This window comes from Variovorax sp. PEI5, assembly GCF_056679935.1.
Map to the genome: position 1 here is coordinate 173931 of NZ_CM155257.1, position 26595 is coordinate 200525.

A 26595-nucleotide genomic window follows, 5' to 3' on the forward strand; every position below is an offset into this window, starting at 1 on the left:
TGCCCATAACAACGTAAGAAAAATTGCTCACTCACGAAGTGGGGCGGGCTCGCGCGCACCCGACGGCACGCCTCGCGGCGTCCGGTGCCGTCGCGTGCTCGACCGGGCCCTCAGCCGGTGTTGCGCAATCCGGCGGCGACGCCGTTGATCGAGATGTGGATGCCGTTCTGCAGCCGCTCGCCACCTTCGCCGGCGCGATAGCGGCGCATCAGCTCGACCTGCAGGTGGTGCAGCGGATCGATGTACGGGAAACGGTGGCGCACCGAGCGCTGCATGTCGGCATTGCCCTCCAGGCGCTGCCTGGCGCCGGTGATGAGTGTGAGCGCATCCGAGGTGCGGCGCCACTCCGCCTCGATCATGCCGAACACCTTCAGGCGCAGCTTGCGGTCGGCCACCAGTTCGGCATAGCGCGAGGCCAGGGCCAGGTCGCTCTTGGCCAGCACCATGTCCATGTTGGAGAGCAGGGTGCGGAAGAACGGCCACTGGGCGTACATGCGCTGCAGCAGCGTCTCGCGCTCCTTGCGCTGCGCCGGCGTGGCGGCGCCCTCCAGGAAGTGCGCGATGGCCGAACCGAAGCCATACCACCCCGGCAGCGTCAGCCGGCACTGGCCCCAGCTGAAGCTCCAGGGCACCGCGCGCAGGTCCTCGATGCTGCGGTTGGGATTGCGCGAGGCCGGGCGCGAGCCGATGTTGAGTTCGGCGATCTCGCGGATCGGCGTGGCGCCGAAGAAGTAGTCGGCGAAGTGCGGGGTCTCGTAGACCAGCGCGCGATAGGCCGCCATGCTGGCCGTCGAGAGTTCCGCCGCCGTCGCCAGGAAGGCCGCCGGCGCGGCCTTGCCCGCCGGCAGCAGGGTCGCCTCCAGGGTCGCCGCGACCAGGGTCTCCAGGTTGTGCCGGCCGATCTCGCGGTTGGCGTACTTGGAGCCGATCACCTCGCCCTGCTCGGTCAGGCGGATCTGGCCCCGCACGGTGCCCGGCGGCTGCGCCAGGATCGCCTGGTAGCTGGGGCCGCCGCCGCGTCCGACCGTGCCGCCACGGCCGTGGAACATGCGCAGGCCGATGGCCGGGCCGGCATCGGCCCGCGATGCCGCGTCGGCCGGGCCGGCGCCCTTGCCCTTCCTCGCGGTGCCGGCGGCGCCGTCGGCGCCCGGCGCGGCGTTGAGTTCGTCGAACAGCGCCACCAGCGCGGTGCCGGTGCGGTAGAGCTCCCAGTTGCTGGTGAAGATGCCGCCGTCCTTGTTGCTGTCGCTGTAGCCGAGCATCACGTCCTGCAGCGCGCCCGAGCGCTGCACCAGGCCCTTGATGCCGGGCAGGGCATAGAACTCGCGCATGATCGGCGCGGCATTGCGCAGGTCCTCGATGGTCTCGAACAGCGGCACCACGATGAGGTCGCAGATGCCGGTGGCGTCGAGCGTGCCGCGCATCAGGCCGACCTCCTTCTGCAGCACCAGCACCTCCAGCAGGTCGCTCACGCTTTCGGTGTGGCTGATGATGTAGTGGCGGATGGCGGCGGCGCCATAGCGCGCGCGCGAGGCGCGGGCGGCGGCGAAGATCGCGATCTCGCCCTGCGTGAGCGGTGCGTAGTCGGCATCGGGCACGCGCAACGGCCGCGCCTCGCCCAGGAGGCGCAGCAGCAGGGTGCGCTTGGCGTCCTCGGCCAGGGCGGCATAGTCGGACTCGATCCCCGCCTGCGCCAGCAGGTCGGCCACCACCGCTTCGTGCTTGTCGGAGCTCTGGCGCAGGTCGACGGTCGCGAGATGGAAGCCGAACACCTCGACGGCCCGGATCAGCGGGCCCAGGCGATGCGCGATCAGCGCCGCGCCATGCTTGTCGGTCAGCGACTCGGCGATGGTGCGCAGGTCGGCCAGGAATTCCTCGGCGTTCGGATAGGGGTTCTGCGGCGCGACGGCGTGGCGCGCGGCCTCGCCGCCGGTGAGATCGCGCAGCGTCGCGGCCAGGCGCGCGTACATGCCCGTCAGCGCGCGCCGGTAGGGCTCGTCGACGCGATGCGCGCTGTGGTCGGGCGAGCGCTCGGCCAGACCCTGCATCTCCACCGACACGTCCACCAGGGTCGCCGACAGCGACAGCTCGCCGCCCAGGTAGTGGACTTCGGTGAGGTAGTGGCGCAGGGCCAGCTCGCACTGGCGGCGCAGGGCGTAGGCGAGGGTGTCGGCGGTGACGTTGGGATTGCCGTCGCGGTCGCCGCCGATCCACTGGCCCATGCGCAGGAACGAGGCGATGTCCTTGTGGCCGAGCTCGCGTTCGAGCTCGGCATAGACGCGCGGGATCTCGCGCAGGAAGGTCGCCTCGTAATAGCTCAGCGCGTTCTCCACCTCGTCGATGACGGTCAGCTTGGAGAAGCGTAGCAGCCGGGTCTGCCACAGCTGGGTCACGCGGATGCGGATCTGGTCCTCGTTGTCGGCGTAGTCGCGCGGCGTGAGCGCGTCCCTGGCGCCGGCGAAGGCGCGCTGGCGCCAGCCGATCTCGTCGCGCGCGGTCAGCAGCTGCGCGATGGCGCGCTCGGCATCCAGGATGCTCTTGCGCTGCACCTCGGTCGGATGCGCGGTGAGCACCGGGGAGACATAGCTGCGCGCGAGCGACTCGACCACCGCCTCGGAGCTCACGCCGGCCTTGCGGATGCGCGCCAGCGCGGTGCCCAGGCTGCCTTCCTCGGCGACGCCGGCGCGGTCGGCTTCGGTGGCCCGGCGGATCTGGTGGCGGTCCTCGGCCAGGTTGGCCAGGTGGCTGAAGTAGGTGAAGGCGCGGATCACGCGCACCGTCTCGGCCGCGCTCAGGCCCTTGAGCAGGCTCTTGAGGGCCCGGTCGGCGGTCTGGTCGGCATCGCGCCGGAAGGCCACCGACAGCGTCCGGACCTTCTCGACCAGCGCATAGGTGGCCTCGCCCTCCTGCTCGCGGATGACGTCGCCCAGGATGCGTCCGAGCAGGCGGATGTCGTCGATGAGCGGTTCTTCATCGCCACGGACCGGCTTGTTCGAGAGGGTGGGAACCGGGGCCTTCTTGCCTGTCGTCATTCGCGTTTTCTCCTGGTTGGGGGGACGGGCGCGGCAGCGGCGTTGCTGCGGCGCAACATGCTAGCATCCGCTCGTTCTTAGGTATTAGGCGGGAAAAGTCTTGAGCAACATCGTGATCGCGACCCGGGAAAGCCGGCTGGCCCTGTGGCAGGCCGAACACGTCCGCGCGCTGCTGCAAGAACGAGGCCATGCGGTCACGCTGCTGGGCATGACCACCCGGGGCGACCAGATCCTCGACCGCACCCTGAGCAAGGTCGGCGGCAAGGGCCTGTTCGTGAAGGAACTCGAAGCCGCCCTGGAGGACGGGCGCGCCGACATCGCCGTCCATTCGCTCAAGGACGTGCCGATGGAACTGCCGAGCGGCTTCACCCTGGCCTGCGTGCTGGAGCGCGAGGACCCGCGCGACGCCTTCGTCTCGCCCCACCATGCCTCGGTCGACGCGCTGCCGCACGGGGCCGTCGTCGGCACGTCCAGCCTGCGCCGCGTCGTGCTGCTGCGCGCGCTGCGCCCGGACCTGCGCATCGAGCCATTGCGCGGCAACCTCGACACGCGCCTGCGCAAGCTCGACGAAGGGCACTACGACGCCATCGTGCTGGCCGCCGCCGGTCTCAAGCGCCTCGGCCTGGCGCATCGCATCCGCTTCGCCTTCGAGCCCGAGTCGATGCTGCCGTCGGCCGGGCAGGGCGCCCTGGGGATCGAGGTGCGCAGCGAGCGAGTCGACCTGATCGAACTGCTGGCGCCGCTCGCCCACCGCCGCGACTGGCTCGCCACCACGGCCGAGCGCGCGGTGAGCCGCACCATGGGGGGCAGCTGCTCGATGCCATTGGGCGCGCATGCGCGCTGGCAGGCCGACGGCACGCTGGCGATCGACGCCATCTGGGGCGACGTCGATGGCGCGGGCGCCCTGGTGCACGTGGCCACCAGCGTCCAGGACGTGGATCTCGGACCGGTCGCCGGCATGCCCGATGGCGAGACCGCCACGGAAGGCGACTTCGCGCGTGCCCGCGCCCTGGGCGAATCGGCCGCCGGCCTGCTGCGCGCATCCGGCGCCCATTGAATCCCCCCGCGTCGTCCGCTCCGATGACCGCGCGCGTGATCGTGACCCGTCCCACGCGCGAGGCGTCGCGCTGGATCGACGCTCTGCGCGCCGAGGGACTCGATGCGCGGGCGCTGCCGCTCATCGCGATCGAGCCGGTCGAGGATGCCCGGGCGCGCGCGGCGCTGCTGCGGGCGCGACGCGACGTGGCGATCTGCGACGCGGCGATGTTCGTCAGCGCGGCCGCCGTCGAGCATTTCTTCGCGCCACCGCCGCCGGGTGCCGGCGTGGTTCCCGGGGATGCCAATGCCCCGGACTGCCGGCGCTGCTGGGCCACCGGGCCCGGCACGACGCGTGCCCTGCGCCAGGCCGGTGTCGACGAGGCCCGGATCGACGCCCCCTCCGAAATGGCGGCGTCGTTCGATTCCGAGGCGCTGTGGGCCCGGGTGCGCGGACAGGTCGGCAGCGGCACGCGCGTGCTGATCGTGCGGGGCGGCGATGCCCGGGCGCGACCGACCGGGCGCGACTGGCTGGCGCGCGAGATCGAGGGCGCGGGCGGCCACGTCGACACCGTGGTCGCCTACCGGCGCCTCGAACCCCGGCTGGACGACGGCGCGCGCGACCTGGCGACCGCGGCGTCGCGGGATGGCTCGATCTGGCTGTTCAGCAGTTCCGAGGCGCTGGCCCACCTGCGCGGCCTGCTGCCGGCCGTCGACTGGCATGCGGCGCGCGCCGTGGCCACGCACGAGCGCATCGCGCAGGCGGCGCGCGAAGCGGGTTTCGGCCGCGTCGGGCTGGCCTCGCCGCGCCTGGCCGACCTGGTCGCCTCGATAGAATCGCTCGGATGAGCTTCGCCGCGCCGACCTCCGACGACACCGTGCCGGACCCGGCCTCCCGGATGGCGTTGACGACGCCTGCGCAGTCGCCGGCCGCCGGTGCCCAGTTGCTCATGCGCCTGGCCCTGGGGCTGCTGGGCGTGCTGGCCCTGCTGGCGCTGGTGATCGGCCTGGTGCTGTGGCAGCGGGTCTCCGGCATGCAGGAACAGCTCGCGCGGCAGAGCGCCGATGCGCTGGCGCAGTCGCTCGAGGCGCGCACCCTGGCGCGCCAGGCCCAGGATGTCGTGCGTGACACGGCAGCGCGCCTGTCGCTCGCCGAGAGCCGTGTCGCCGAGGTCGCGCTGCAGCGCTCGCAACTGGAGGAACTCATGCAGAGCCTGTCGCGCTCGCGCGACGAGAACCTGCTGGTCGACATCGAATCCACCCTGCGCCTGGCATTGCAGCAGGCCCAGGTCACGGGCAGCACCGGACCGCTGCTGGCCGCCCTGCGCACCGCCGACCAGCGCATCGCACGCGCCTCCCAGCCCCGGCTCGCGCCACTGCAACGCGCCCTGCAGCGCGATGCCGACCGGTTGCGCGCCAGCGCCAGCGCCGATGGCAGCGAGGCCATGTCGCGGCTCGACGAGCTGCTGCGCGGCATCGACGACCTGCCCACCGTGAACGCATTGCCGGCGCGCAGCGGCGGCACCACCGACGCCTGGCAGATCGAGCCCGTCGCCGACGACGCGCCCCTGTGGGAACGCGTGCTGGCCGCCGTGCGCAACGAGGCGCGCTCCTTGGTGCGGGTTGGCCGCATCGCCCGACCCGAGAGCGTGCTGCTGTCGCCCGACCAGGCCTTCTTCCTGCGCGAGAACCTCAAGCTCAAGCTGCTCGGCGTGCGCCTGTCCCTGCTGTCGCGACAGATCGATCCCGCGCGCAGCGAACTGGCCGCCGTGACGGCATCGCTCAACCGCTATTTCGATCCTTCCTCCCGACGCGTGCAGGTCGCGGCGACGCAGCTCCAGCAACTGCAACTGCAGATCCGGGCGGTCGAGCCGCCGCGGCTGGACGATACGTTCGCGGCCCTGTCGACCGCCGTGGCCGGACGCTGATGCGCGCGGCACTCTGGTTCCTGGCGCTGTTCGGCATCGCCGCCGCGGTGGCGCTCTTCACGGGCGACAACCAGGGCACGGTGACGGTGTTCTGGCCGCCCTGGCGCATCGACCTGTCGCTCAATCTCGTGCTGCTGCTCGTCGCCGGGGCCTTCGTTCTCCTGCATGTGGCGCTGCGCGCGCTGTCGGCGCTGTTCTCGCTGCCGCGCGAAGCCCGCCAGTGGCGCATCCAGCAGAAGGAGCGGGCGCTCCACGCGGCCTTGCTCGACGCCCTGGTCCAGCTGCTGGCCGGGCGCTTCTCGCGCGCGCGCAAGGCGGCGCTGGCGGCGTTGGCCCAGGAAGGCACGCTCGCGGGCCTGGACGCGACACTGCCGCAGGCGCGTCAGATCCGCAGCATCGCGCATCTCCTGGCCGCCGAAGGCGCCCACGCGCTGCAGGACCGGACGGCCCGCGACATGCACCTGCAGCAGGCGCTCGGCCAGGACGACTGGCGTCCCGGCGCGCCGGGCTCGGAACTGCGCGAGGGCGTGCAGCTGCGCTCGGCCCGCTGGGCGCTGGAGGAGGGCGACACGGCCACCGCCCTGGCGCGGCTGGAGGAACTTCCGCAGGGCGCTCAGCGCCGCACGCTGTCGCTGCGATTGCGCCTGAAGGCCGCGCGGCAGGATCGGCGCACCGCCGAAGCCCTGCAGACCGCGCGGCTCCTGGCCAAGCACCGCGCCTTCTCCGAGGCGGCCGCGCGCAGCATCGTGCGTGGCCTGGCGACCGAACTGCTCATGGGCGCGCACGATCCGGCGCAGCTGACGCGGGCCTGGAACTCGCTCGAGGTCGGCGAGCGGGCGATGCCCGAGGTGGCCCTGCAGGCGGCGCATTGCATGACCGTGCTCGGGGGCGATCTGGCCGTGGCGCGGGCCTGGCTGCTTCCGGTCTGGGAGCGGGTGATGGCGCTGCCGCCGGCCGATCCCGGAGCCGCGCAGGAGGATCCGCTGCGTGTGCGGCTGATACGCACGCTCGAGGCCGGTCTCGACTCGGTCGATTCCGAGTGGCTGGCGCGCATCGAGACCGCGCATCGCGACAACCCACGCGATCCGATGCTCCAGTATCTGGCGGGCATCGCCTGCCTGAAGCGTGAGCTCTGGGGCAAGGCGCAGCAACTGCTGGCGCAGGCCATCCGCGGGCTGCGGGATCCTCGCCTGTCACGTCATGCCTGGCAGGCGCTGGCGACATTGGCGGAGACCCGGGGCGACGAAATCCAGGCTGCACAGGCGTGGAAACAAGCCGCAAGAGTGGATGAACATTGATCCGCTTGCAGGCATGATGCGCTGCGCGCGAAACTACACTTAAGTTCTAGCCTACACGAAGACCTCCGCTCCTCTGGAGGTCAACTATCAGAGAAACACTACAGGGTTTTCTCTGTAACCTCCTTGTTTTCGATAGTTTTGTTGCATACCTCACGCTTCTCGCCTGCGGTCCAAGAAACATTTGGACTTAAATAAGCGACGTGAGGTACATTCATAACTGTTTCCAAAAGTATTCATTTTGCTTATTGCGGAGTCCGAATTGAAAAGTTTCTCACTACATGCTGCTCTGCTGCTGTCGGCCGTGGTCGCATTGCAGGGGTGTGCGCCATTGGCACCGGGCTACCGTTCCGCCAGCAATGACGCCGCCACCGCGGTCTCGCCCTCCGGTTTCTCGTCGGAGGGCGTGGATCCGCCTCCGCCGGGGGCCCTGACGGAGATCACGCCGCAGCTGATCCAGGCGCAGCGCGCGGCCGTCCCGCGCCAGATCTCCCCCGACGTGCTGGCACTCATCGGCGAGCCCGAGCCCTATCGGATCGGCGCCGGCGACGTCATCGGCATCACGGTCTACGACCATCCCGAGATCGTCTTCAGCGGCGTGCCCGCGACCACGGTGGCGGATCCGGGCAGCGTCTCGCCGGCTCCCGGCTTCATCGTCTCGAACACCGGTCAGCTCACCTTCCCCTATGCAGGCCCGCTGCAGGCTGCCGGCATGACGACGCAGGACCTGGAGAACACCCTCGTCCAGCGCCTTTCGCGCGTCTTCAAGAATCCCCAGCTCAGCGTGCGCGTGACCGCGTTCCGCAGCAAGCGCGCCTACATCGAGGGCGAGGTCCGCCTGCCGGGCCTGCTGGTGTTCACCGACATCCCGATGACGCTGGCCGAGGGCATCAACCGCGCGGGCGGCATCACCGTGACGGGCGACCGGTCCTTCGTGACGCTCACGCGTGGCGGCAAGACCACGGCGCTCGACCTGTTCGCGCTGACCAACGCCGGCCTCGATCCGACGCGCATCCCGCTCAAGAGCGGCGACCTGGTCATGGTGCGCGGCCGCGACGAACGCAAGGTGTCGGTCATGGGCGAAGTGAACGTCCAGTCGCCGATCCTGATGCGCAATGGCAACCTGAGCCTGAACGAAGCGCTCAACGAAGCCGGCGGTGTCAACCTGAACCTGGCCAATCCGCGCCAGATCTATGTCATCCGCAACGAGCCCACGGGCGGCCAGGCGATCTTCCATCTCGATGCACGCACGCCGACGGCGCTCGCGCTCGCCGATGGCTTCGCGCTGCGGCCCCGGGACGTCGTCTATGTCGATCCGGTCCCGCTCGTCCAATGGAACCGCGTGATCAGCCTGATCCTGCCATCCACCGCGACCCTGAATTCCGTGCGTGACATCTCCAGGACCAACCGCTGAACACCCGTTCGGTCCTCTCCCTTCAAAGACTCAACAGCCGATGAACACCACCACCACCTCCTATACGGGCGACGGCCCGCCGACCACCGCGGACGAAGGCGGCGCCGCCGACTTCGGCCACTATGCCGAAGTCGTCCGCTCGAACAAGTGGCTGATCCTGGCCATCACCCTGGCGATCCTGGCGATCGGCGTCGCGGTGGCCCTGCTGTCGCGTCCGACCTACGAGTCGACGATCGTCCTGCAGGTCGAGGATGCGCCGGACAACGGCTCCAAGGGTTTCCTGAGTGAGACCGGCGGCATGTTCGACATGCGCGCTCCGACCACGGCCGAGATGGAAATCGTGCGTTCGCGCATGGTGGTGGCACCGGCGGTGGAGCACACCAAGCTCTACATCTCCGCCACGCCGCGCTACATCCCGGTGATCGGCGGCTGGCTGGCTCGCCGCTCCAGCGGTCTGTCGAATCCCGGCTTCCTGGGTTTCGGCGGCTACGTGTCGGGCCTGGAACGCATCGCAGTGGGCTCGTTCGACGTGCCCGCCGATCTCGAAGGCACGCCTTTCGTGTTGACGGCCCAGGCCAATGGCACGTATTCGCTGTCGCATCCCCGCATCGGCGAGGCCCTCACCGGCCGCGTCGGCACGGTGCTGAACGCCAGCACCGTCCACGGCCCGATCTCGCTGCTGGTGAGCGAGGTCGCCGGCAAGCCGGGCGCCGAATTCGAGCTCGTCCGTCTGCCCAAGCAGGCGACCATCGCCAGCGTGCAGGACGCTCTCACGCTGGTCGAGCGCGGCAAGTCGTCGGGCATCATCAACGTGTCGATGCAGGGCAACGACCCGTACCGCATCACCCGCGTGCTCAACGCCGTGGGCGCCCAGTACGTGCAGCAGAACATCGAGCGCAAGGCGGCCGAGGCGCAGAAGACGCTGGCGTTCCTGGACGTGCAGCTGCCGCAGTTCAAGCAGCAGCTCGAGGCTTCCGAAGAGGTCTACAACCGCTATCGCAACCAGAAGGCCACCGTCGCCTTCTCCGAGGAAGCCAACCTGATCCTGACCTCCTCGGTCGACCGTCAGACCAAGCTGCTCGAAGCCCAGCAGCGTCGCCGCGAACTGGAGAGCCGGTTCACCGCCGGCCATCCGTCGGTGCAGACGCTCGACGCGCAGATCGCCGCGCTGCAGGCCGACATCGGTGGCATCCAGACCCGCATCAAGGGCCTGCCCGCGATCCAGCAGGAAGCCGTGCGCATGGAGCGCGATGTCAAGGTCAACACCGAGCTCTACCAGTCGCTGCTCAACAGCGCGCTGCAGCTGCGCCTGGTGAAGGAGGGCAAGGTCGGCAACGTGCGCGTGCTCGACGCCGCCGTGACGCCCGAGTACCCGATCAAGCCCAACCGCACCGCCATCGTCGGCGCAGCACTGGCGCTCGGCCTGTTCCTGGGCCTGCTGACGGCTTTCATCCGCAGCGCGATGGCCGAACAACGCATCCGCGATCCGCATGAGGTCGAGACCCACAGCGGCCTGCCGGTGTTCTCGACCATCCCGCTGAGCGATGCCCAGGACGCCATCGCCAAGCGCCGCCTGACCGGTGCCAGCGGCGTGCGTCTGCTGGCCATCGAGAAGCCGGACGATCCGGCCGTCGAGAGCCTGCGCAGCCTGCGCACCGCCATGCAGTTCGCGATGCTGGAGTCGCCGAACAACCGCGTCGTCATCACCGGTGCCACGCCGGGTGTGGGCAAGAGCTTCGTGACGGCCAACTTCGCCGCCCTGATGGCCGCCGCCGGCAAGCGCACGCTGCTGATCGACGCCGACCTGCGCCGCGGTCATGCCCACCAGTACTTCGGCCTGCAGCGCCATGGCGGCCTGTCCGAACTGATCGCCGGCAGCCTGTCGATCCAGCAGACGGTGCACAAGCAGGTCGCTCCCGACCTCGACTTCCTGGCCACCGGCCAGCTGCCGCCCAACCCGGCCGAACTGCTGGTGTCGTCGTCCTTCAAGAGCATCCTGGACACCCTGTCGCAGCAATACGACCTGGTGGTGATCGACTCGCCCCCGGTGCTGGTGGCGGCCGACACGGCCACCATGGCGACGCATGCAGGCACCGTGCTGCTGGTGGCCCGCGCCGACCTGTCGACCATGGGCGAGCTCAAGGAGAGCGTGCGCCGCCTGTCGCTGACCGGCAAGGTCGCCTCCGGCGTGCTGCTCAACGGCATGAACCTGGACCGCCGTGGCTACTCGGCACCCAAGTACGGCCGCTATCGCTACACGAGCTACAACTACGAGAGCGTGTTGCCGGCCGAGGAGCTGCCGGGTGGCAAGCTGCACTGAGTGACGACGAAGACGACCGGATGAGGTGGCGAGGCCACTCGCACCGGTCGCTCGCGAGCAGGAAAAAGCCATCGGCCCCTCGGGGCCGGTGGCTTTTTTGCTGGGGCGCACCGGACGTGCCGGAGTCCGCAGGAGGCGGCGAGCCACCGCCACCGCCACGACGGCGCCGGCAGGGTTCGGAGGCCCTTCACGGACATCCGGCACGACCGCCGCGACCGCCGCGACCACGAGGAAAAGGCCCTCGAGGGGCCTTTCGTGCATGGGTTCCCCGTCGCTTCTTCCGGGGTGGTACCCAGCGAGGCGGAGACTCCGGGAGGGGAGGAGGAGGGACGGGTGGGAGGCAGGCGCGCGAGTGCGCGGGATGAGCGAGCAGGCGAGGCGGCGCCGCCCGGGCGCCGCTGGCGTCAGCGGCGGGCGCGACGCTCGTCGATGCAGGCCTGCAGGTCCTGCTCGAAGCGTTCCAGCACGGCATCGCGCGCGAAACGCGCCTCGGCGCAGGCGCGTGCCTTGATACCGAGCTCGCGCCTCAGTTCCGGCTGCGAGGCCAGCGAGAGCATCGCATCGGCGAAGGCGCTCGCGTCCTCGGGCGGCACGATGCGCCCGCAGGTCGAGACGACCTGTCCCAGCTCGGTGTCGGCCCGCGCGCCGGCCAGCACCGGGCGGCCGCTGCTGAGCATGCCGGTCAGCTTGGATGGCATCACCAGGTCGGCCGCGTCGGCGCGCTGGGGCAGCAGATGGATGTCGGCGAGGCCGAGCAGGTCGCCCAGGCGTTCGACCGGCTGGAGGTCCATGAAATGCACGTTCGGCAGACCGGCGCAGCGCGCCATGAGGTCGGCCCGGCCGGCACCCATGCCACAGAAGACGAAGGCGATGTTCGGCACGTCGCGCAGCAGGACGGCCATGTCGGCCAGGACCTCCAGGCCCTGTTTGCCGCCCATGTTGCCCGAGTAGAGCGCGACCACCGTATCGTCGGCGATGCCGAGCTGGGCGCGGAACGGACTGGGGCCGGTCAGGGGCCGGATGGCCGTCACGTCGGCCCAGTTCGGGAACGAGATCAGCCGTTGCGGCACCACGCCCTTGCTGGCGGCGCGCTCAAGCATGCGCTGCGAGATCGTGGAGACGCGGTCGAAGCAGCCCATCAGGGCACGTTCGACGCGGGTCACCGCCGCGCGCCAGCGCTCACCCTTGAGCAGGCCCAGTTCGAAGGCGGCGTCGACCTCGTAGTCCTGGATGTGCAGCCAGGCGGCGGCCGATCGCATCCGGGCGAACGCCAGGCCGGCCGGGGTGCAGAACAGCGGCGGCTCGGTCATCCAGACCACGTCCGGCTTCCAGCGCCATTGCGCCAGCAGGGCGGGGATGCTGGCCAGCGCGAAGCTCGCCAGATGCACCAGCCGGCGCAGGCCATTGACCTTGCGGGGCACCCAGACGGGCGTGCGATAGACGCGGGCGCCGTGCCAGGTCTCGGTCGCGTAGCGCGTGGCGCTGTAGCCGGGCCAGACCTTCCATTCGGGATAGTAGGGCGGTGCGGTCACGACGCGGACGTCGTGTCCGCGCTCGACCAGCCAGGCCACCATCTCGCCGGAATATTTGCCGATACCGGTCAGTTCCGGCGCGAAATTGATTCCATAGACCAGCAGCTTCATCGGCGTTTCTTGACGAACAGTTCTGCCGAGGGGAACTTGCACATCAGCAGGAAGAAGCCCAGCAGCAGACCCAGCATGGCGTTGGCGCTCAACTGGCCGATGGCCGGCCAGGTGAACAGTCCCAGCAGCAGGGCCAGGCCCATGAGCATCGGGAAGGGCGAGTGGGTCCTGAACGACAGGCGCCAGCTCTGCACCAGGGCGGCCACGAGGACCGCGATCTTCAGGGCGATGTAGGCGAAGCCGAGCAGGCCGCCCTCGAGCAGGATCCGGCCGGCTTCCGATTCGGCCAGTCCGAAGTTGTCGGCACCGGACTTCAGGGAGGTGGCGAGGTTGGAGCCGGTGCCGATGCCCGACCCGAGCCAGTCGAAGGCCTTCATCACGGTCGGTTCGCCGAAGAAGACGGCCGTCAGCCGGTCGAGGAAGTTTTCGTCGCCGGCCGCCGTCTCGAAGCGTTCCTGCGTCACGCTGACGGCATCGGAGAAGAAGTAGGCGAAGGCGCCCACCAGCAGCAGCGCCATGAGCGCGGCGATGATGGCGGCGGGCCGGTCGCGGCCCCGCGCCAGGATCACCCGGCCAGCCACATAGGCCGCGAGCAGGCCACCGGCCGACAGCACCGCCGTGCGCGAGCCGCTGACCACGCTGCCGGCGAGCAGGGCGGCGAACACCGTCAGGGCGAACACCCAGTGCCGCTTGCCGTACTTGCGGGTGCCCAGGTAGCCCAGGATGAGGGGCGCCGCCAGCAGGATGAAGGCGGCATAGCCGGAGGTGAAGCTGAAGGTGCCGGTGGTACGCACCACGCCCGCCACCACCACGAACACGCTCTCCTCGTCGCCATCGATCTGCCGGTTGATGGTCGAGCCCTGCGAGGAATAGTGCTGCAGCACCGCCAGCGGGGCCAGCATCAGCATCAGGAGCGCGACGATGCGGATGGCGACGCGGTAGTCGGTCTGGTTCATGGCGGCCGCGGCGGCCACCGCGAACCAGCTGTAGAGCAGCCAGAAGCGCAGCCCGACGGCCAGCAGGACCAGCGAGCTTTCACCGGCGATGATCTGCATCAGGCTCCAGGCCAGGACGCAGCACGTCCACGCCACCATCACCGTGGTGATCCTGATGTGCTGTCTCAGATGGCCACCGCGCCATGCATGGAAGACCAGATAGAGCGCCAGGCCGTCGCGCAGCAGCAGCAATGGCGCCGTCGCACCGGCGGTGATCCACTTGCGGATCGCGCCCTCGAACACCACCGTCAGGAGCACGACGATGAACGCGTAGCCGGCCCGGCTGAGCTTGACCGGTGGCGCCGTGCCGACGGCGCGTCGCGCCGGCGCCGCGGCGGGCGCCGGCATCCGGCGCATGGGGAGGGAAGCGGCAGATGTCGTGGACGTCATGTTCGGGCCTCTGCGTGGAGTTTCTTCAGGGCGTCGACGTGGGCGTCGACGCAGTGGGGTTCGTACCAGTGCCGCGCGGCATGGCCGATCTGGCTGGCACGCGCGAAGAGATCGGCACCGGTCGCCCCTGCGAAGGCATCGAACCCGGCCGCGTAATTCAGTCCCGCCCGCAGGCCGTCATGCGGGTCGTAGTCGCGCCACAGCAGGATCGGGCACATGCCGTGCGCCGCGTATGCGGCGAAGATCCCGCTCTTGCAGGTATCGATGGGGGGGTACTCGACGACGCCGAAGCTGGCCGAGAGCATGGCGCGGCTGACCTCGGCCTCCGAGAGCATGCCGTGGACCACGACGCCTTCCTTGGCCAGGCGCTGGGCCATCGGTCCGTCGGGCAGCGGACGGCCGATGTCGTGGATCTTCAGTCCGTGGCGTCGCGCGAACCGATGGATCTCGCCGTCGTTCCAGGCATAGGTCCGGGCGCGTGAGGAGCCGGCGCCGAAGACCACGAGCGAGGGCTCGCGTAAGCCTTCGGCCATGCCCGGCTCGCCGATGTTGGAGAACACCGGCAGCACGCGATGCGGCGCCACCGTGCTGCGCGAGGCCTTGCGCAGCCACTGCGCGGCGGCTTCCCGGTTGGTGTGCCAGAAGTCGGCCTCGTGCAGCATGGCGCGCGCGATCCGCTGCTGCATCAGGCTCAGCCAGAAGGCCGAGCGCCAGGGCGGTCCGAAGGCGTAGAGCTCGTGGAAGACGACGCCGAAGACCTTGAACTGCCGGCGCAGCGTGCGGACCCGTTCGGGAACCCAGGTCGGGATGCCGCGTTTCTGGTAGCCGTAGTTGGAATAGTGGAGCAGCAGCAGGTCGCCCGACCAGCCGGAGATGTCGGTGGTTTCCGAGAACTCGGTCAATGGCGCCTGCAGGCCGCCCGCGAGCTTGGTCGCATAGTCGAACACGCCGCCGGTGCCGGGCGTGATCAACTGGAGCGAGGAAGACGCGCTGCGGGACATCGCGGATATCGAGGGAAGGGGCGGTGTCGCGGCGATCACCGCGCGGCGAGTGCGGGGGATTGCGCGGCGGAGGCGCTGGCGAGATAGGCCTTGAAGTCGCCATAGGCGCTTTCGATGCCTTCGCGCAGGGCCACGGTCGGCGTCCAGCCCAGCTCGCGGATGCGCGAGATGTCGAGCAGCTTGCGCGGCGCGCCATCGGGCTTGTCGGCATCGCAGCGGATCTCGCCGCGATAGCCCACCACGTCGCTCACGAGCTGCGCCAGCTCCAGGATGGACAGGTCCTCTCCGCTGCCGACGTTGATGTGGCTGTTCATCGGTTCGGTGGAAGCGGCGTAGGTCTCGTGCGGCAGATTCATCACGTGCACGCAGGCGGCCGCCATGTCGTCCACGTACAGGAACTCGCGCTTGGGCGTGCCGGTGCCCCAGATCACGACCGTCGGCGCGCCGGCGATGCGGGCCTCGTGGAAGCGGCGGATGAGCGCGGGCAGGACGTGGCTGTTCTCGGGGTGGTAGTTGTCGCCCGGGCCATAGAGGTTGGTCGGCATGACGCTGCGGAAGTCGGTGCCGTGCTGGCGGTTGTAGCTCTCGCACAGCTTGATGCCGGCGATCTTCGCGATGGCGTAGGGCTCGTTCGTCGGTTCGAGCTTGCCGGTGAGCAGTGCGTCCTCGGCCATCGGCTGGGCCGCCAGACGCGGGTAGATGCAGCTGGAGCCGAGGAACAGCAGCTTGCGCACGCCGCTGCGCCAGGCTTCGTGGATCAGGTTGGCTTCCAGCATCAGGTTGTCGTAGAGGAAGTCGGCCGGATAGGTGGCATTGGCATGGATGCCCCCGACCTTGGCCGCCGCCAGATACACCTCGTCGGGCTTCTCGACCGCGAAGAAGCGCCGCACCGACGCCTGGTCGGTCAGATCGAGTTCGGCGTGCGTACGCGTGATGAGGCGTGTGTGGCCTTGGGCCGTCAGGCGGCGCACGATGGCGCTGCCGACCATGCCACGATGGCCGGCGACGTAGATGCGCTTCTGAAACTCGTTCATGGGGATGGCGTCTGCAATGTAGTGAACAAATGTAAACGAGGCGGGAAGCCACGACCATCGTCGCGAGCGCCGCCTCCGTTTATTCGATCGCGTGCCGCGATCGCTTGGGGCCATGGCCCCCGGGCAAGGTCTAGATGCTAGCGCCGGTGCTCAGCGCGAACCATCGCCGGAAATCACGGTATAGACAGTTTTTGCAAGAATCTTGATGTCCAGCCAGAGCGACCACTCGTTGACGTACTTGGCATCGAGTTCGACGCGCTGGGCGTAGGACAGCCGGTTGCGACCGCTGACCTGCCAGAGACCGGTCAGTCCCGGACGCACGGCGCAGTAGTGGCCCCAGGTCTTGCCATAGAGGCTGCGTTGGCGCTCCATGCAGGGGCGGGGACCGACGATGCTCATGTCGCCCTTGAGCACGTTCCAGAACTGGGGCAGCTCGTCCAGGCTGAGCTTGCGGATGAAGTGGCCCAGGGGCGTGATGCGGGGATCGTTGTCGAGCTTCTGGAACGTGTCCCACTGCTGGCGGGCCGCATCGTTCTTGCTCAGGTAGTCGTCCAGGATGTCCTCGGAATTCCGCACCATCGAGCGGAACTTGAAGAACCGGAAGGTCTTGCCATCCACGCCCATGCGGGTCTGGCCGAAATGCACCGGCGTGCCCATGCTGATGCGGACGCCGAGCGCCACCAATACATACAAGGGACCGAATATGGCGAAGAACACCAAGGCGCCCATGATGTCCATAGTGCGCTTGGCCGCACGTTCCATCAGGGTGAATTGACGTGGCTGCGCGTAGAGAGGGGCAGGCTGTGAATCTCCGCCACCACGAGGCAGCCGACGAACCAGATTAGCTTGCGTGGTCGAATCAGAACGGAACATTGGGGTAACCCTCAAAGAGCTTGCCTTACAGCAAAGTTGTTGTAACGCTTTACTACTAACAGAAAGAATTTGAACACATTCGTTCTAGTTTGTCCGCAGCAGAAAGCCTCAAATCAACGATGCGCGAGGTGTGAAAGAGGTAATTTTTCACGCGATCCTCGGTTGTGCAACGCAGCATTGCATCATGCCTGTAATGAATTCGTACGCCAAGTAGTAACCAAATCTAAAAAAGATCCGGGTAAACGCTCACTAAACGCCCACGATTCGGTGTCGCATTGTCAAGGTAATTAAGTTAGCTAAATGTGAAAAATATCACGCAGAAAAGGCGTCCCGGGACCGGGTGTCGCTGTTACATACGGTAAGGCTCATGTAAGACAAAGCCTCATTGAAAAAGCCGGAGCGTCTTTCGAGCACTCCGGCTTTTTCATGCCCGACGATGGAGCGAGTTTCAGCGCGGAGCGACGTCCTCGGCAGGCATCGAACGCTCGAACGGCAGCACCGTATGAGCGAGGTCGCGCTTCGTTTCTACCAGCACCAGAGGGCCTTCATCGACGATCACGACCGGCGGTCGTTCACGTGGCACATGGATGACCGCGGGTTCCGCCGCGATCGCCGCCTGGGCCTGCGCGATGCGCTCCGCATTGGAGTTCACCCACTGTAGGCCTGATCCTTCAGCGATCTGTGCCAACGCGGCCACCGGCAGCGCGAATGGCTCGATCTTCGGCATTTCCCCCGGATGACGCGCGGGCGCCTGCATCGCCGCCGATTCGGGCCTCGAAGGCGCCTCAGACTTGTTACCCATGCTCACCAGATGGTTGTCCACAGGGGACAGCTCGGGGCCGGATGCGATCTTGGACTGTGCCTTTTCAGACACAACATCGTCCATCACCGACTCGGGCGCCGCCACGACCACCCGTGCGGGGCGTCCATCTTCCCCGCCGTCGCGGGCTGCGTCGCCAGCCGTCCCATCGCCGACCTGGGTCGATGCCTCGTCGCGCGGAGCCCTCTCGCGGCGATCGCGACCATAGCGGTCACGCGAACGGCCGCGCCGCTCCTCGCCCTCGCGCCGCGTCGGTGCTTCCGCGGGAGTGACAGCGCCATCGGCCGGCGCCCCTGCGGCCGCGTCGTCTCCGGAGAGCGTCACGGACGCCGCACCGGCATCCGACGACAGCACGTCGGCTGCCATCGGCTGCATTCGGCGGTCGTCGGCCATGCCGGGACCGGCTTCGGAGCGACGTTCACGTCGCGCGCCGCCGGTGCTGTCATCACGTGGCTGACGCTCTGGCGCCACGGACGGGCGTTCGTCGGCCTGCGCGGTGGGTGCGTCGGGTGCCGACATCCCGGGGATCGCGGCGGCGGCGGCGAAACCCGGATCGCGTGCCGCATAGACACTGCGCTCGCGTCCGTTGCGGGGCTCGCGCTCGCCGGTGCGGCTTTCCGGACGTTCCTCCGAACGTTCGGTGCGTTCGCCGGCTTCGATGGTGCGTTCACCACGTTCCTGACGCTCGCCACGCTCGCCGCGCTCGCGTCCACGACCTCGGGACGCGCGCTCGGGTGCGGCGGTTGACGCATCGACGGCCGACGCATCCGGAAGCGCCGAGGCACCTTCGACGACGGCGCCTTCGGTCAACTCGCTCACCAGGGCTCGGTTGTCGGCGTCGGGACGTGGTCCGCGGCCATTGCGACGCTCGCCATCGCGCGGCGCCCTGGCTTCGCGCGGGCCCTCGCGGCCCTCGCGTGGTTCACGTGCTTCGCGGGGTTCACGCGGTTCACGCGGTTCACGCGGTTCACGTACCGGAGTGTCGGCGCGCAGCTCGCCACGGATCTCGCCAGCGTCGCGACGCTCGCCTTCGCGGCGTTCGCCGCCGCGTCCCTGACGGCGCTCACCTTCGCGTCCGGGGCGTCCTTCGCCATCGCGACCGCCACGGCCTTCACCGCGGCCACCGCCACGGCGTGCTTCGCCATCCCGTGCACCGCGGGGCTCGCCTTCACGGCCGCCACGCGCGCCTTCGCGACGTCCGGACCGGGCCGGCGCCTCGGGGGTCGCAGCGGCGGGCGCGGGCGCGGGTGCCGGCGCAGCGGGTGGCGTCGCCGGCGTGCCGAAGCCAAAGAAGCTCTTGAGCAGCGCCCAGAAGCCGGTCTCGGCCGGCGCGGCCGCGGGAGCCGGTGCCGGTGCCGGCGAGGGCGCCGGAGCCGGGGCGGGAGCAGACGGCCGCGCCGCCGCCGGGCGCACCGGTTCGGGACGTGGCACCGCCGCGGGTGCCGGCGCATCCGGCAGCACGCCCTTGATCACCGGTGTCTGCTTGTTGGTCGGTTCCTGCGAGCGGCGGGTGACCGAGGTCGGATCCTCGATCTCGTCGGCCATCTTGTAGCTGGCCTCGATGTGGTCGAGACGCGGATCGTCGTGCTTCAGACGCTCCAGCCGGTAATTCGGCGTCTCCATGGTCTTGTTGGGAACCATCAGCACGGTCACGCGCTGCTTGAGTTCGATCTTGGCGATCTCGGGGCGCTTCTCGTTGAGCAGGAACGAGGCCACCTCGACGGGCACCTGCACGTGCACGGCGGCCGTGTGGTCCTTGAGGCATTCCTCCTGGATGACGCGCAGGATCTGCAACGCGCTCGACTCGGTGTCGCGGATGTGGCCCGAGCCGCCGCAGCGCGGGCAGGGGATCGACGAGCCTTCGGAGAGCGCCGGCTTCAGGCGCTGGCGGCTCATCTCCATCAGGCCGAACTTGCTGATCGAGCCGAACTGCACGCGGGCGCGATCCTGGCGCAGTGCGTCGCGCAGCCGGCTCTCGACCTCGCGGCGGTTCTTGGACTCGTCCATGTCGATGAAGTCGATGACGATCAGACCGCCGAGGTCGCGCAGGCGCATCTGGCGGGCGACCTCGTCGGCGGCCTCGAGATTGGTGCGGGTCGCGGTCTCCTCGATGTCGCCGCCCTTGATGGCGCGCGCCGAGTTGACGTCGACCGAGACCAGCGCCTCGGTGTGGTCGATCACGATGGCGCCGCCGGAGGGCAGCTGGACCGTGCGGGCATAGGCCGATTCGATCTGGTGCTCGATCTGGAAGCGGCTGAACAGCGCCGCGTCGTCGCGGTAGCGCTTCACGCGGGCGGCATGCTCGGGCATGACGTGTGCCATGAACTGCTGCGCCTGCTCGTAGATGTCGTCGGTGTCGATCAGGATGTCGCCGATGTCGTGATTGAAGTAGTCACGGATGGCGCGGATGACGAGACTCGATTCCTGGTAGATCAGGAAGGCGCCCTTGGCGCCCTTGGCCGCGCCATCGATGGCGCTCCAGAGCTTGAGCAGGTAGTTCAGGTCCCACTGCAGCTCGGGTGCCGAGCGGCCGATGCCGGCGGTGCGGGCGATGATGCTGGCTCCCTTGGGATATTCCAGCTGGTCCATCGCCTCCTTCAGTTCGGCGCGGTCGTCGCCCTCGATGCGGCGCGAGACGCCGCCGCCGCGCGGGTTGTTGGGCATGAGCACGACATAGCGGCCGGCCAGCGAGACGAAGGTGGTGAGCGCCGCGCCCTTGTTGCCGCGCTCTTCCTTCTCGACCTGCACGACCAGTTCCTGGCCCTCGCGGATCGCGTCCTGGATGCGGGCCTGGCCGGCCGGGACACCCTCGGCGAAATACTGGCGCGAGATCTCCTTGAACGGCAGGAAGCCATGGCGGTCTTCGCCATAGTCGACGAAGCAGGCTTCCAGCGAAGGCTCGACGCGCGTGACGACGGCCTTGTAGATGTTGCCCTTGCGCTGTTCACGCCCCTCGATCTCGATTTCGTAGTCGAGGAGTTTTTGTCCATCGACGATGGCCAGGCGGCGCTCTTCGGGCTGCGTGGCGTTGATCAACATCCGCTTCATGATGCGTTGTCCTTATAGATATGCGTTCGAACCGGCCCATGACGGGCCAACGATGCACGGACGACGCCAGTGAAACGAGGGGAATTGCCGCGGAACCCCGGCTGCCTCGGCCGTGCGGCGCGGACGCCGGGCGGCCATGTCGAGCTTCAGCTCGACGGCAGCAAGGGTGGTGGAGGCGCGTGGAAGGGTGCGAGCCCGGGATGATGTCGACGGGCTGCCTCATGGTCAGCCGGTTGCGCGGGGATGGCGCACGCCACGGGTGATCCGATGCCGCGGGCCGCTGGCAACGGCCAGGTCGGCTTGCGCAGGCAACGATGAATCAGCAGCAGCATCAACACTAGAGAGAACTCGCTTCGATCCGCCGGCCGCTTGGAAGCTGCCGGCTGGGTATTCCGTATCGGTATTTCGTGGGCGTCGGCTTGACTCGGGTGCATCGGCTGCCACTTTGCGCTCAAGCGCGGGGTTTGCAGTCTGCGCGCCCAAGCGGCATCGACCTCACAGCGCATTCAATGGTGCTCTAAACTTCTGATTAATCAAGCACTTACAAGAACGCGCTGGTGAAAAATATTATAGGTGCGAAGCCCGAGCCCACGACCACGGAGGTCCGCTTTGTTACGGTGGACGAAGAATCCGCCGGACAGCGGCTCGACAACTTTCTCTTTCGTCATCTGAAGGGGGTTCCGAAGACGCATGTCTATCGGATCATCCGCTCGGGCGAAGTGCGCCTGAACAAGGGCCGTGTCCAGGCCGAGACGCGCGTCTCGGCCGGCGACGTGCTGCGCCTGCCGCCCGTGCGGATGGCGACGCCCGCGCCGGAAGGCGCCCCGATCGCACCGGCACGCGACTTTCCGCGGTTGCATGAGGACGATGCGCTGCTGGCCATCGACAAGCCCGCCGGCGTGGCGGTGCATGGCGGCAGTGGCGTGAGCTTCGGCGTCATCGAGCAACTGCGTGCCGCGCACCCGGGCGCGAGATTCCTGGAACTGGTGCACCGGCTGGATCGCGAGACCTCCGGCATCCTGCTGGTGGCGCGCAAGCGCAGCGCCCTGACGGCGTTGCAGGCGCAGTTCCGGGATCGCGAGACGGGCAAGACCTATCTGGCGCTGGTGGAGGGCGCCTGGCCGGCCAACCGCAAGGTGCTGGATGCGCCCCTCGCGCGCTATCTGCTGCCGGCGGCGGCGGGCGCGGCCGAGGGCGAGCGTCGGGTCCGCGTCGTCGCCCGGGACCATCCCGACGCCATGCCAGCGGTGACGCTGGTGCGGGTCCTCGCGCAGACGCGACTGGCGGGCGATGCGGCGCCGATGTCCCTGCTCGCCGTGACGATCAAGACCGGCCGCACGCACCAGATCCGCGTGCATCTGGCCTCCGCGGGCCATGCCATCGCCGGTGACGACAAGTATGGCGACTTCGAACGCAACCGAGCCTTGCAGAGGGCCGGCCTCAAGCGCATGTTCCTGCACGCCTGGCGGCTGCAGTTCAATCACCCGGCGACCGGGGAGCGCATGGCGCTGCAGGCCGAGCTGCCGTCGGAACTACGCGCCCTGATGACCGCCGAGACGCTCGACCTGCTGGCGCGGCAACCCCCGCCGGCCGGTTCCTCCTGATTCCCCATCGACCCCCACGTTTCCCATGACCGAACCTTCCTCCCGCCGCTTCGACCTGATCGCCTTCGACTGGGACGGCACGCTCTACGATTCGACGGCGCTGATCGCCCAATGCATCCAGGAGGCCGTCGTCGATGTCGGAGGTGCCCGGCCGAGCCTGCGCGATGCCGCCTGGGTGATCGGCCTGGGTCTGGCCGAGGCGCTGGCGCGCGCCGCTCCCGACGTGCCGCGCGAGAAATACCTCGAGCTCGGGGCGCGCTACCGCTACCACTATGTCAAGCGACAGGACGACATCGTGCTGTTCGACGGCGTGCTGCCGATGCTCGACGCGCTCAGGGCGCGGGGTCATCGCCTGGCCGTGGCCACGGGAAAATCGCGCCGGGGCCTGAACGAGGTGCTGGCCAGTTCGGAGTTGAAGGACCGTTTCGATGCTTCCCGCACCGCCGACGAGACCAGCGGCAAGCCGCATCCGCGCATGCTGCTCGAACTGATGGAGGAACTGGATGTGCCGGCCGCGCGCACGCTGATGATCGGCGACACCACGCACGATCTCCAGCTCGCCATCAATGCCGGTTGCTCGAGCGTCGGCGTGAGCTATGGCGCGCACGAGCCAGCCAGCTTCGACGTGCTGGCTCCGTTGCACGTCGCTCATTCGGTGGCCGACCTGCATCGCTGGCTGGTCGACCATGCCTGAAATGTTTCGAGGACACCAGGAGATTTTTTCATGAGCGAGAACGAGATCCTCCCCCTCTGCCAATCCTCCGATCTGGTGGAGGGCGGCCTGGCCGTGCCATTCGATGTGACGCACGGCGGCGAGACCTGCCGCGCCTTCGCGATCCGCTTCGAGGGGCTCGTCCATGCCTATCTCAATCGCTGCACCCATGTCGCGATGGAGATGGACTACCAGCCTGACCGCTTCTTCGACGACACCGGACAGTGGCTGCTGTGTTCCTCGCATGGTGCCGCCTATCGACCCGATACCGGGGAATGCAGCGGTGGGCCGTGCCGGGGCGGCCTGGTCAGGATCGAGCTCAGCGAACGTGACGGCGTGGTGCACTGGCATACTGCCTGGAACCTTCGCCCGGTGGCGTTCTAGCTTCGATTTTCCACTCTCCCGATGACCGAACCGACCCGCACGGAACCTCAGGGTTTCGAACCTTTCGAGCGCCCTCCAGCGTCTTCCGCAGCCCATTCCTCCATGTCCACCAAGACCGATCCAACCTCTTCGCCCGGCTGGGAGCGTGCCACGCTCGAAAAGCTCGCTTTCGCTTCCCTTCGCGAGCAGCGCGCCGCTCGGCGGTGGAAGACCTTCGTGCGCCTGGGCTGGCTGGCCTTCTTCATCTTCCTGGCCTGGCTCGGCATCTCGCGCGCCACGACCGCCACGACGACCACCTCACCGCACACGGCGGTGGTCGAGATCAAGGGCGAAATCGCCAGCGGCGCCGATGCCAGCGCTGAATTCGTCGTCGCTGCCCTGAAGATGGCCTTCGAGGACGCCGGCGCCAAGGGCGTGGTGCTGCTCATCAATTCACCCGGCGGCAGCCCGGTGCAGGCCGGAATCATCAGCGACGAGATCCGGCGCCTCAAGGCCAAGCATGGCAAACCGGTCTATGCCGTGGTGGAGGAGACATGCGCTTCGGCCGCCTACTACATCGCCTCCGCCACCGATGCCATCTATGTCGACAAGGCCAGCATCGTCGGCAGCATCGGCGTGCTGATGGACGGCTTCGGCTTCACCGGCACCATGGAGAAGCTGGGGGTCGAGCGGCGCCTGATCACCGCCGGCGAGAACAAGGGTTTCCTCGATCCCTTCAGCCCCCTGAGCGATGCGCAGCGCGCCTATGCGCAGCAGATGCTCGAGCAGATCCACCAGCAGTTCATCGCCGTCGTCAAGGCCGGCCGTGGCGACCGCCTCAAGCTCGACACGCCCGGCCTGTTCAGCGGCCTGTTCTGGAGCGGACAGCGCTCCATCGAACTGGGCCTGGCGGACCATCTGGGCAACGTCGACTACGTGGCGCGCGAGGTCATCAAGGCCGAGGAGATCAGCGACTACACCCGTCGCGACAACGTCGCCGAGAAACTGGCCAAGAAATTCGGCGCCGCCATGGGCGATGCCTCGATACGCGCACTGAAGGCCGTGCCTGCCCTGCGCTGAAGAATCAGGACCCCATCTTCGCAACGACCGGCCGCGCATTCCGCGCGAGCCGGTTTTTTCATGCCTTCGCCTCTACCTTCGCGGGATTGGCGTGACGTGCGGCCAGGGCCAGGGCCAGCGCGAAAGCCACCACCACGAACAGCGCGAGCGTGAGCGAGCCGATGCGGGCCAGGAAGCCGATGACCGGCGGCCCGGTCATGAAGCCGAGATACGCCACCGCCGAGACCGATGCGATGCCCTGTGCTGGAGCCACGTCCGGCACCCGTGCCGAGGCGGCGAACAGGATCGGCACGACATTGGCGAATCCGATGCCGACGCCGGCGAATCCGGCCAATGCCACCCAGGGCGAGGACGTGAGAAGCACCAGCGTCATCGACACGGCCGCCAGCAACGCGCTGCCGCGCACCAGCACGGCGGGCTCGAACCGATGGCGCAGCGCATCGCCACCGAATCGCGCGGCGGCCATCGCCGCGGAGAAGCTGCCATAGGCCAGCGCCGCCTGCTGCTGCGGACTGCCCAGCTCCTGCTGCAGGTAGAGCACGCTCCAGTCGTAGATGGCGCCCTCGGCGATGAGTCCCAGCGCCGCCAGGGCGCCCAGAACGGCGAGCGTGCCGCGCGGCAGCCTGAAGCCACCAGCGGCGTCCTGGGCATCGCCCCTGGTCGCGGCGAGCGACCGCGGGAGCATGCGGGTCGTCGCCAGCGCCATGGCGAGCAGCATCGCACCGGCGACCAGCAGCAGGTGCTCCTGGGCCGGCAGTCCGGCGGCGAGGGCGGCGCCGCCACTGAGCGCTCCGGCCATCCCGCCGAGGCTGAACATGCCGTGCATGCCGCTCATCAGCGGGCGACCGTCGAGCAGCTCGAGTTGCGCGGCTTCGGTGTTGATGGCGACGTCGAACACGCTGGTGACGAGTCCGAACAGCACCAGCAGCCCCAGCAGACCCAGGAAGCCCGGCATCGCGACCAGGCCGGTCAGCAGCACGGCGTAGATCGTGCCGCACACCCCGCAGACGAGGCGCGCGCCATGGCGTCCGATGCCGCGACCCGCCTGCGAGAGACCCAGCAGGGCGCCGACGCCGGCGGCCAGCAGCGCCAGGCCGAGCTGGGCCTCGTCGATGCCGTAGTGCGCCTTGACCGTGGGGATGTGCACGCCCCAGGTCGCGAAGATGAAGCCGGCGCAGAAGAACTGCGTGCGCGAAGCCCAGCGCGTTGCGGCTCTGGGCGGGCCTTGGTCAGCGGCGAGCACCCGATCGGAGGTCATCAGCGTCCAATCGCGAACACGGCCGGCAGCCGCGCGTCCGCCGTCTCGGGAGCGGCAGCGCGCCAGCCCTTGACCGTGTCGCTGCGCACGCTGGCGCCGGCCAGCGTCAGGCCGCGCGCCACCGCCAGCCGCGTGTGGTGCTGCAGCGACTGCTTCAGCGCCTGGAGCAGGGCGGCGTTGCGATAGGGGGTTTCGATGAACAGCTGGGTCTGACCGGTGCGCAGCGCCAACGCCTCGAGTTCCCGGATGCGCCGGACCCGTTCCTCGGCATCCTGCGGCAGGTAGCCGACGAAAGCGAAATTCTGACCGTTGAGGCCGCTCGCGGCCAGGGCCAGCAGCAGGGACACCGGCCCGGCCAGTGGCACGACCTCGATGCCCAGCGCGTGCGCCGCACGCGCGACCGACGAGCCCGGATCGGCGACCGCGGGCATGCCCGCCTCGCTCAGCAATCCCACGTCGTGACCCTGGAGCGCGGCGGCGAGCAGCGGGCGGGCATCGAACTGGCCGGCATGGTCGCCCTTCTTGTGCACCTCGCGCGGCAGTTCGTCGAGGTGCTGCGACTGCAGTGGGAGGGCCAATGGCACGATGGCATCGATGCGCTTGAGATAGGCGCGCGCCGATTTCGCGTTCTCGCAGATCCAGTGCGTGAGGCGTGCCGCGGTCTGCAGCGTGCCCAGAGGCAGCGTGTCCTGCAGGGGGGTCTGTATGTCGCAGCCGAAATCGAGCGGCGCGGGCACGAGATACAGGCGA

19 protein-coding genes are annotated in these 26595 nt (G+C 68.7%); 10 read left to right on the top strand and 9 right to left on the bottom strand.

Annotated features, from left to right (window positions below; translation table 11 throughout):
- Positions 1-110: 110 nt before the first annotated feature.
- Complete coding sequence (gene ppc / locus AC1MLT_RS00780; RefSeq protein ID WP_481033396.1) at positions 111-3032, bottom strand: phosphoenolpyruvate carboxylase; 2922 nt, start codon at positions 3030-3032, stop codon at positions 111-113.
- 100 nt (positions 3033-3132) lie between these two features.
- Here ppc and hemC point away from each other — a divergent pair, with 100 nt between their 5' ends.
- From hemC to AC1MLT_RS00810, 6 genes are all read left to right on the top strand, one after another.
- Positions 3133-4089 carry a hydroxymethylbilane synthase gene (hemC, locus tag AC1MLT_RS00785; protein WP_481033397.1) on the top strand — a complete coding sequence of 319 codons (957 nt, stop codon included), beginning with the start codon at positions 3133-3135 and terminating at the stop codon, positions 4087-4089.
- 23 nt (positions 4090-4112) lie between these two features.
- Complete coding sequence (locus AC1MLT_RS00790; RefSeq protein WP_481033398.1) at positions 4113-4916, top strand: uroporphyrinogen-III synthase; 804 nt, start codon at positions 4113-4115, stop codon at positions 4914-4916.
- On the top strand, positions 4913-5995 hold the full coding sequence (locus AC1MLT_RS00795) for a uroporphyrinogen-III C-methyltransferase (protein ID WP_481033399.1): 1083 nt from the start codon (positions 4913-4915) through the stop codon (positions 5993-5995). Before AC1MLT_RS00790 ends, AC1MLT_RS00795 begins: the two co-directional genes overlap by 4 nt.
- Positions 5995-7293, top strand: coding sequence for a heme biosynthesis HemY N-terminal domain-containing protein (locus tag AC1MLT_RS00800; RefSeq protein WP_481033400.1), 1299 nt, complete (start codon positions 5995-5997; stop codon positions 7291-7293). Before AC1MLT_RS00795 ends, AC1MLT_RS00800 begins: the two co-directional genes overlap by 1 nt.
- Before the next feature lie 259 nt (positions 7294-7552).
- The gene (locus AC1MLT_RS00805) at positions 7553-8704 is read left to right on the top strand and encodes a polysaccharide biosynthesis/export family protein (RefSeq protein ID WP_481033401.1); all 1152 of its coding nucleotides are present in this window, start codon (positions 7553-7555) and stop codon (positions 8702-8704) included.
- A gap of 40 nt (positions 8705-8744) precedes the next feature.
- Entirely contained in the window at positions 8745-11024 is a 2280-nt protein-coding gene (locus AC1MLT_RS00810) for a polysaccharide biosynthesis tyrosine autokinase (protein WP_481033402.1), read from the top strand.
- Positions 11025-11428: 404 nt separating this feature from the next.
- On the opposite strand, the gene AC1MLT_RS00815 is transcribed toward AC1MLT_RS00810, so the two are convergent.
- From AC1MLT_RS00815 to AC1MLT_RS00840, 6 genes are all read right to left on the bottom strand, one after another.
- The gene (locus tag AC1MLT_RS00815) at positions 11429-12667 is read right to left on the bottom strand and encodes a WcaI family glycosyltransferase (RefSeq protein WP_481033403.1); all 1239 of its coding nucleotides are present in this window, start codon (positions 12665-12667) and stop codon (positions 11429-11431) included.
- On the bottom strand, positions 12664-14052 hold the full coding sequence (locus AC1MLT_RS00820) for a hypothetical protein (RefSeq protein ID WP_481033404.1): 1389 nt from the start codon (positions 14050-14052) through the stop codon (positions 12664-12666). The genes AC1MLT_RS00815 and AC1MLT_RS00820 overlap by 4 nt, the downstream gene beginning before the upstream one ends.
- Positions 14049-15053: a hypothetical protein gene (locus tag AC1MLT_RS00825; protein ID WP_481033405.1), complete on the bottom strand. Its 1005-nt coding sequence runs from the start codon at positions 15051-15053 to the stop codon at positions 14049-14051. The genes AC1MLT_RS00820 and AC1MLT_RS00825 overlap by 4 nt, the downstream gene beginning before the upstream one ends.
- Positions 15054-15088: 35 nt before the next feature.
- Positions 15089-16087, bottom strand: coding sequence for a GDP-L-fucose synthase (gene fcl / locus AC1MLT_RS00830; protein WP_481033406.1), 999 nt, complete (start codon positions 16085-16087; stop codon positions 15089-15091).
- 150 nt (positions 16088-16237) lie between these two features.
- On the bottom strand, positions 16238-16849 hold the full coding sequence (locus tag AC1MLT_RS00835) for a sugar transferase (protein WP_481033407.1): 612 nt from the start codon (positions 16847-16849) through the stop codon (positions 16238-16240).
- A gap of 559 nt (positions 16850-17408) precedes the next feature.
- Complete coding sequence (locus tag AC1MLT_RS00840; protein ID WP_481033408.1) at positions 17409-20828, bottom strand: Rne/Rng family ribonuclease; 3420 nt, start codon at positions 20826-20828, stop codon at positions 17409-17411.
- Between the two features lie 557 nt (positions 20829-21385).
- Between AC1MLT_RS00840 and AC1MLT_RS00845 the strand changes: the two genes are divergently transcribed.
- From AC1MLT_RS00845 to AC1MLT_RS00860, 4 genes are read left to right on the top strand one after another with little or no spacing between them, the layout of a single operon-like run.
- The gene (locus tag AC1MLT_RS00845) at positions 21386-22432 is read left to right on the top strand and encodes an RluA family pseudouridine synthase (protein ID WP_481033409.1); all 1047 of its coding nucleotides are present in this window, start codon (positions 21386-21388) and stop codon (positions 22430-22432) included.
- A 25-nt stretch (positions 22433-22457) separates the two neighbouring features.
- Complete coding sequence (locus AC1MLT_RS00850; protein WP_481033410.1) at positions 22458-23126, top strand: HAD-IA family hydrolase; 669 nt, start codon at positions 22458-22460, stop codon at positions 23124-23126.
- A gap of 30 nt (positions 23127-23156) precedes the next feature.
- Positions 23157-23528 (top strand): Rieske (2Fe-2S) protein, encoded by a 372-nt coding sequence (locus tag AC1MLT_RS00855; protein ID WP_481033411.1) that lies wholly within the window; start codon positions 23157-23159, stop codon positions 23526-23528.
- Positions 23529-23549: 21 nt separating this feature from the next.
- On the top strand, positions 23550-24587 hold the full coding sequence (locus tag AC1MLT_RS00860; RefSeq protein ID WP_481033412.1) for a S49 family peptidase: 1038 nt from the start codon (positions 23550-23552) through the stop codon (positions 24585-24587).
- Positions 24588-24645: 58 nt separating this feature from the next.
- Here AC1MLT_RS00860 and AC1MLT_RS00865 read toward each other — a convergent pair whose 3' ends face one another.
- Both AC1MLT_RS00865 and AC1MLT_RS00870 read right to left on the bottom strand, forming a co-directional pair.
- Positions 24646-25845 carry an MFS transporter gene (locus AC1MLT_RS00865; protein WP_481033413.1) on the bottom strand — a complete coding sequence of 400 codons (1200 nt, stop codon included), beginning with the start codon at positions 25843-25845 and terminating at the stop codon, positions 24646-24648.
- Complete coding sequence (locus tag AC1MLT_RS00870; protein WP_481035073.1) at positions 25845-26591, bottom strand: SAM-dependent methyltransferase; 747 nt, start codon at positions 26589-26591, stop codon at positions 25845-25847. The genes AC1MLT_RS00865 and AC1MLT_RS00870 overlap by 1 nt, the downstream gene beginning before the upstream one ends.
- Positions 26592-26595: the final 4 nt, after the last annotated feature.

What these genes read in the sequence shown, in the direction of transcription:
- ppc (WP_481033396.1), bottom strand. Translation starts at nt 3,032, where the DNA reads ATGACGACAGGCAAGAAGGCCCCGGTTCCCACCCTCTCGAACAAGCCG.
- AC1MLT_RS00790 (WP_481033398.1), top strand. Translation starts at nt 4,113, where the DNA reads ATGACCGCGCGCGTGATCGTGACCCGTCCCACGCGCGAGGCGTCGCGC.
- AC1MLT_RS00795 (WP_481033399.1), top strand. Translation starts at nt 4,913, where the DNA reads ATGAGCTTCGCCGCGCCGACCTCCGACGACACCGTGCCGGACCCGGCC.
- AC1MLT_RS00800 (WP_481033400.1), top strand. Translation starts at nt 5,995, where the DNA reads ATGCGCGCGGCACTCTGGTTCCTGGCGCTGTTCGGCATCGCCGCCGCG.
- AC1MLT_RS00810 (WP_481033402.1), top strand. Translation starts at nt 8,745, where the DNA reads ATGAACACCACCACCACCTCCTATACGGGCGACGGCCCGCCGACCACC.
- AC1MLT_RS00815 (WP_481033403.1), bottom strand. Translation starts at nt 12,667, where the DNA reads ATGAAGCTGCTGGTCTATGGAATCAATTTCGCGCCGGAACTGACCGGT.
- AC1MLT_RS00820 (WP_481033404.1), bottom strand. Translation starts at nt 14,052, where the DNA reads ATGACGTCCACGACATCTGCCGCTTCCCTCCCCATGCGCCGGATGCCG.
- AC1MLT_RS00825 (WP_481033405.1), bottom strand. Translation starts at nt 15,053, where the DNA reads ATGTCCCGCAGCGCGTCTTCCTCGCTCCAGTTGATCACGCCCGGCACC.
- fcl (WP_481033406.1), bottom strand. Translation starts at nt 16,087, where the DNA reads ATGAACGAGTTTCAGAAGCGCATCTACGTCGCCGGCCATCGTGGCATG.
- AC1MLT_RS00835 (WP_481033407.1), bottom strand. Translation starts at nt 16,849, where the DNA reads ATGGAACGTGCGGCCAAGCGCACTATGGACATCATGGGCGCCTTGGTG.
- AC1MLT_RS00840 (WP_481033408.1), bottom strand. Translation starts at nt 20,828, where the DNA reads ATGAAGCGGATGTTGATCAACGCCACGCAGCCCGAAGAGCGCCGCCTG.
- AC1MLT_RS00850 (WP_481033410.1), top strand. Translation starts at nt 22,458, where the DNA reads ATGACCGAACCTTCCTCCCGCCGCTTCGACCTGATCGCCTTCGACTGG.
- AC1MLT_RS00855 (WP_481033411.1), top strand. Translation starts at nt 23,157, where the DNA reads ATGAGCGAGAACGAGATCCTCCCCCTCTGCCAATCCTCCGATCTGGTG.
- AC1MLT_RS00860 (WP_481033412.1), top strand. Translation starts at nt 23,550, where the DNA reads ATGACCGAACCGACCCGCACGGAACCTCAGGGTTTCGAACCTTTCGAG.
- AC1MLT_RS00865 (WP_481033413.1), bottom strand. Translation starts at nt 25,845, where the DNA reads ATGACCTCCGATCGGGTGCTCGCCGCTGACCAAGGCCCGCCCAGAGCC.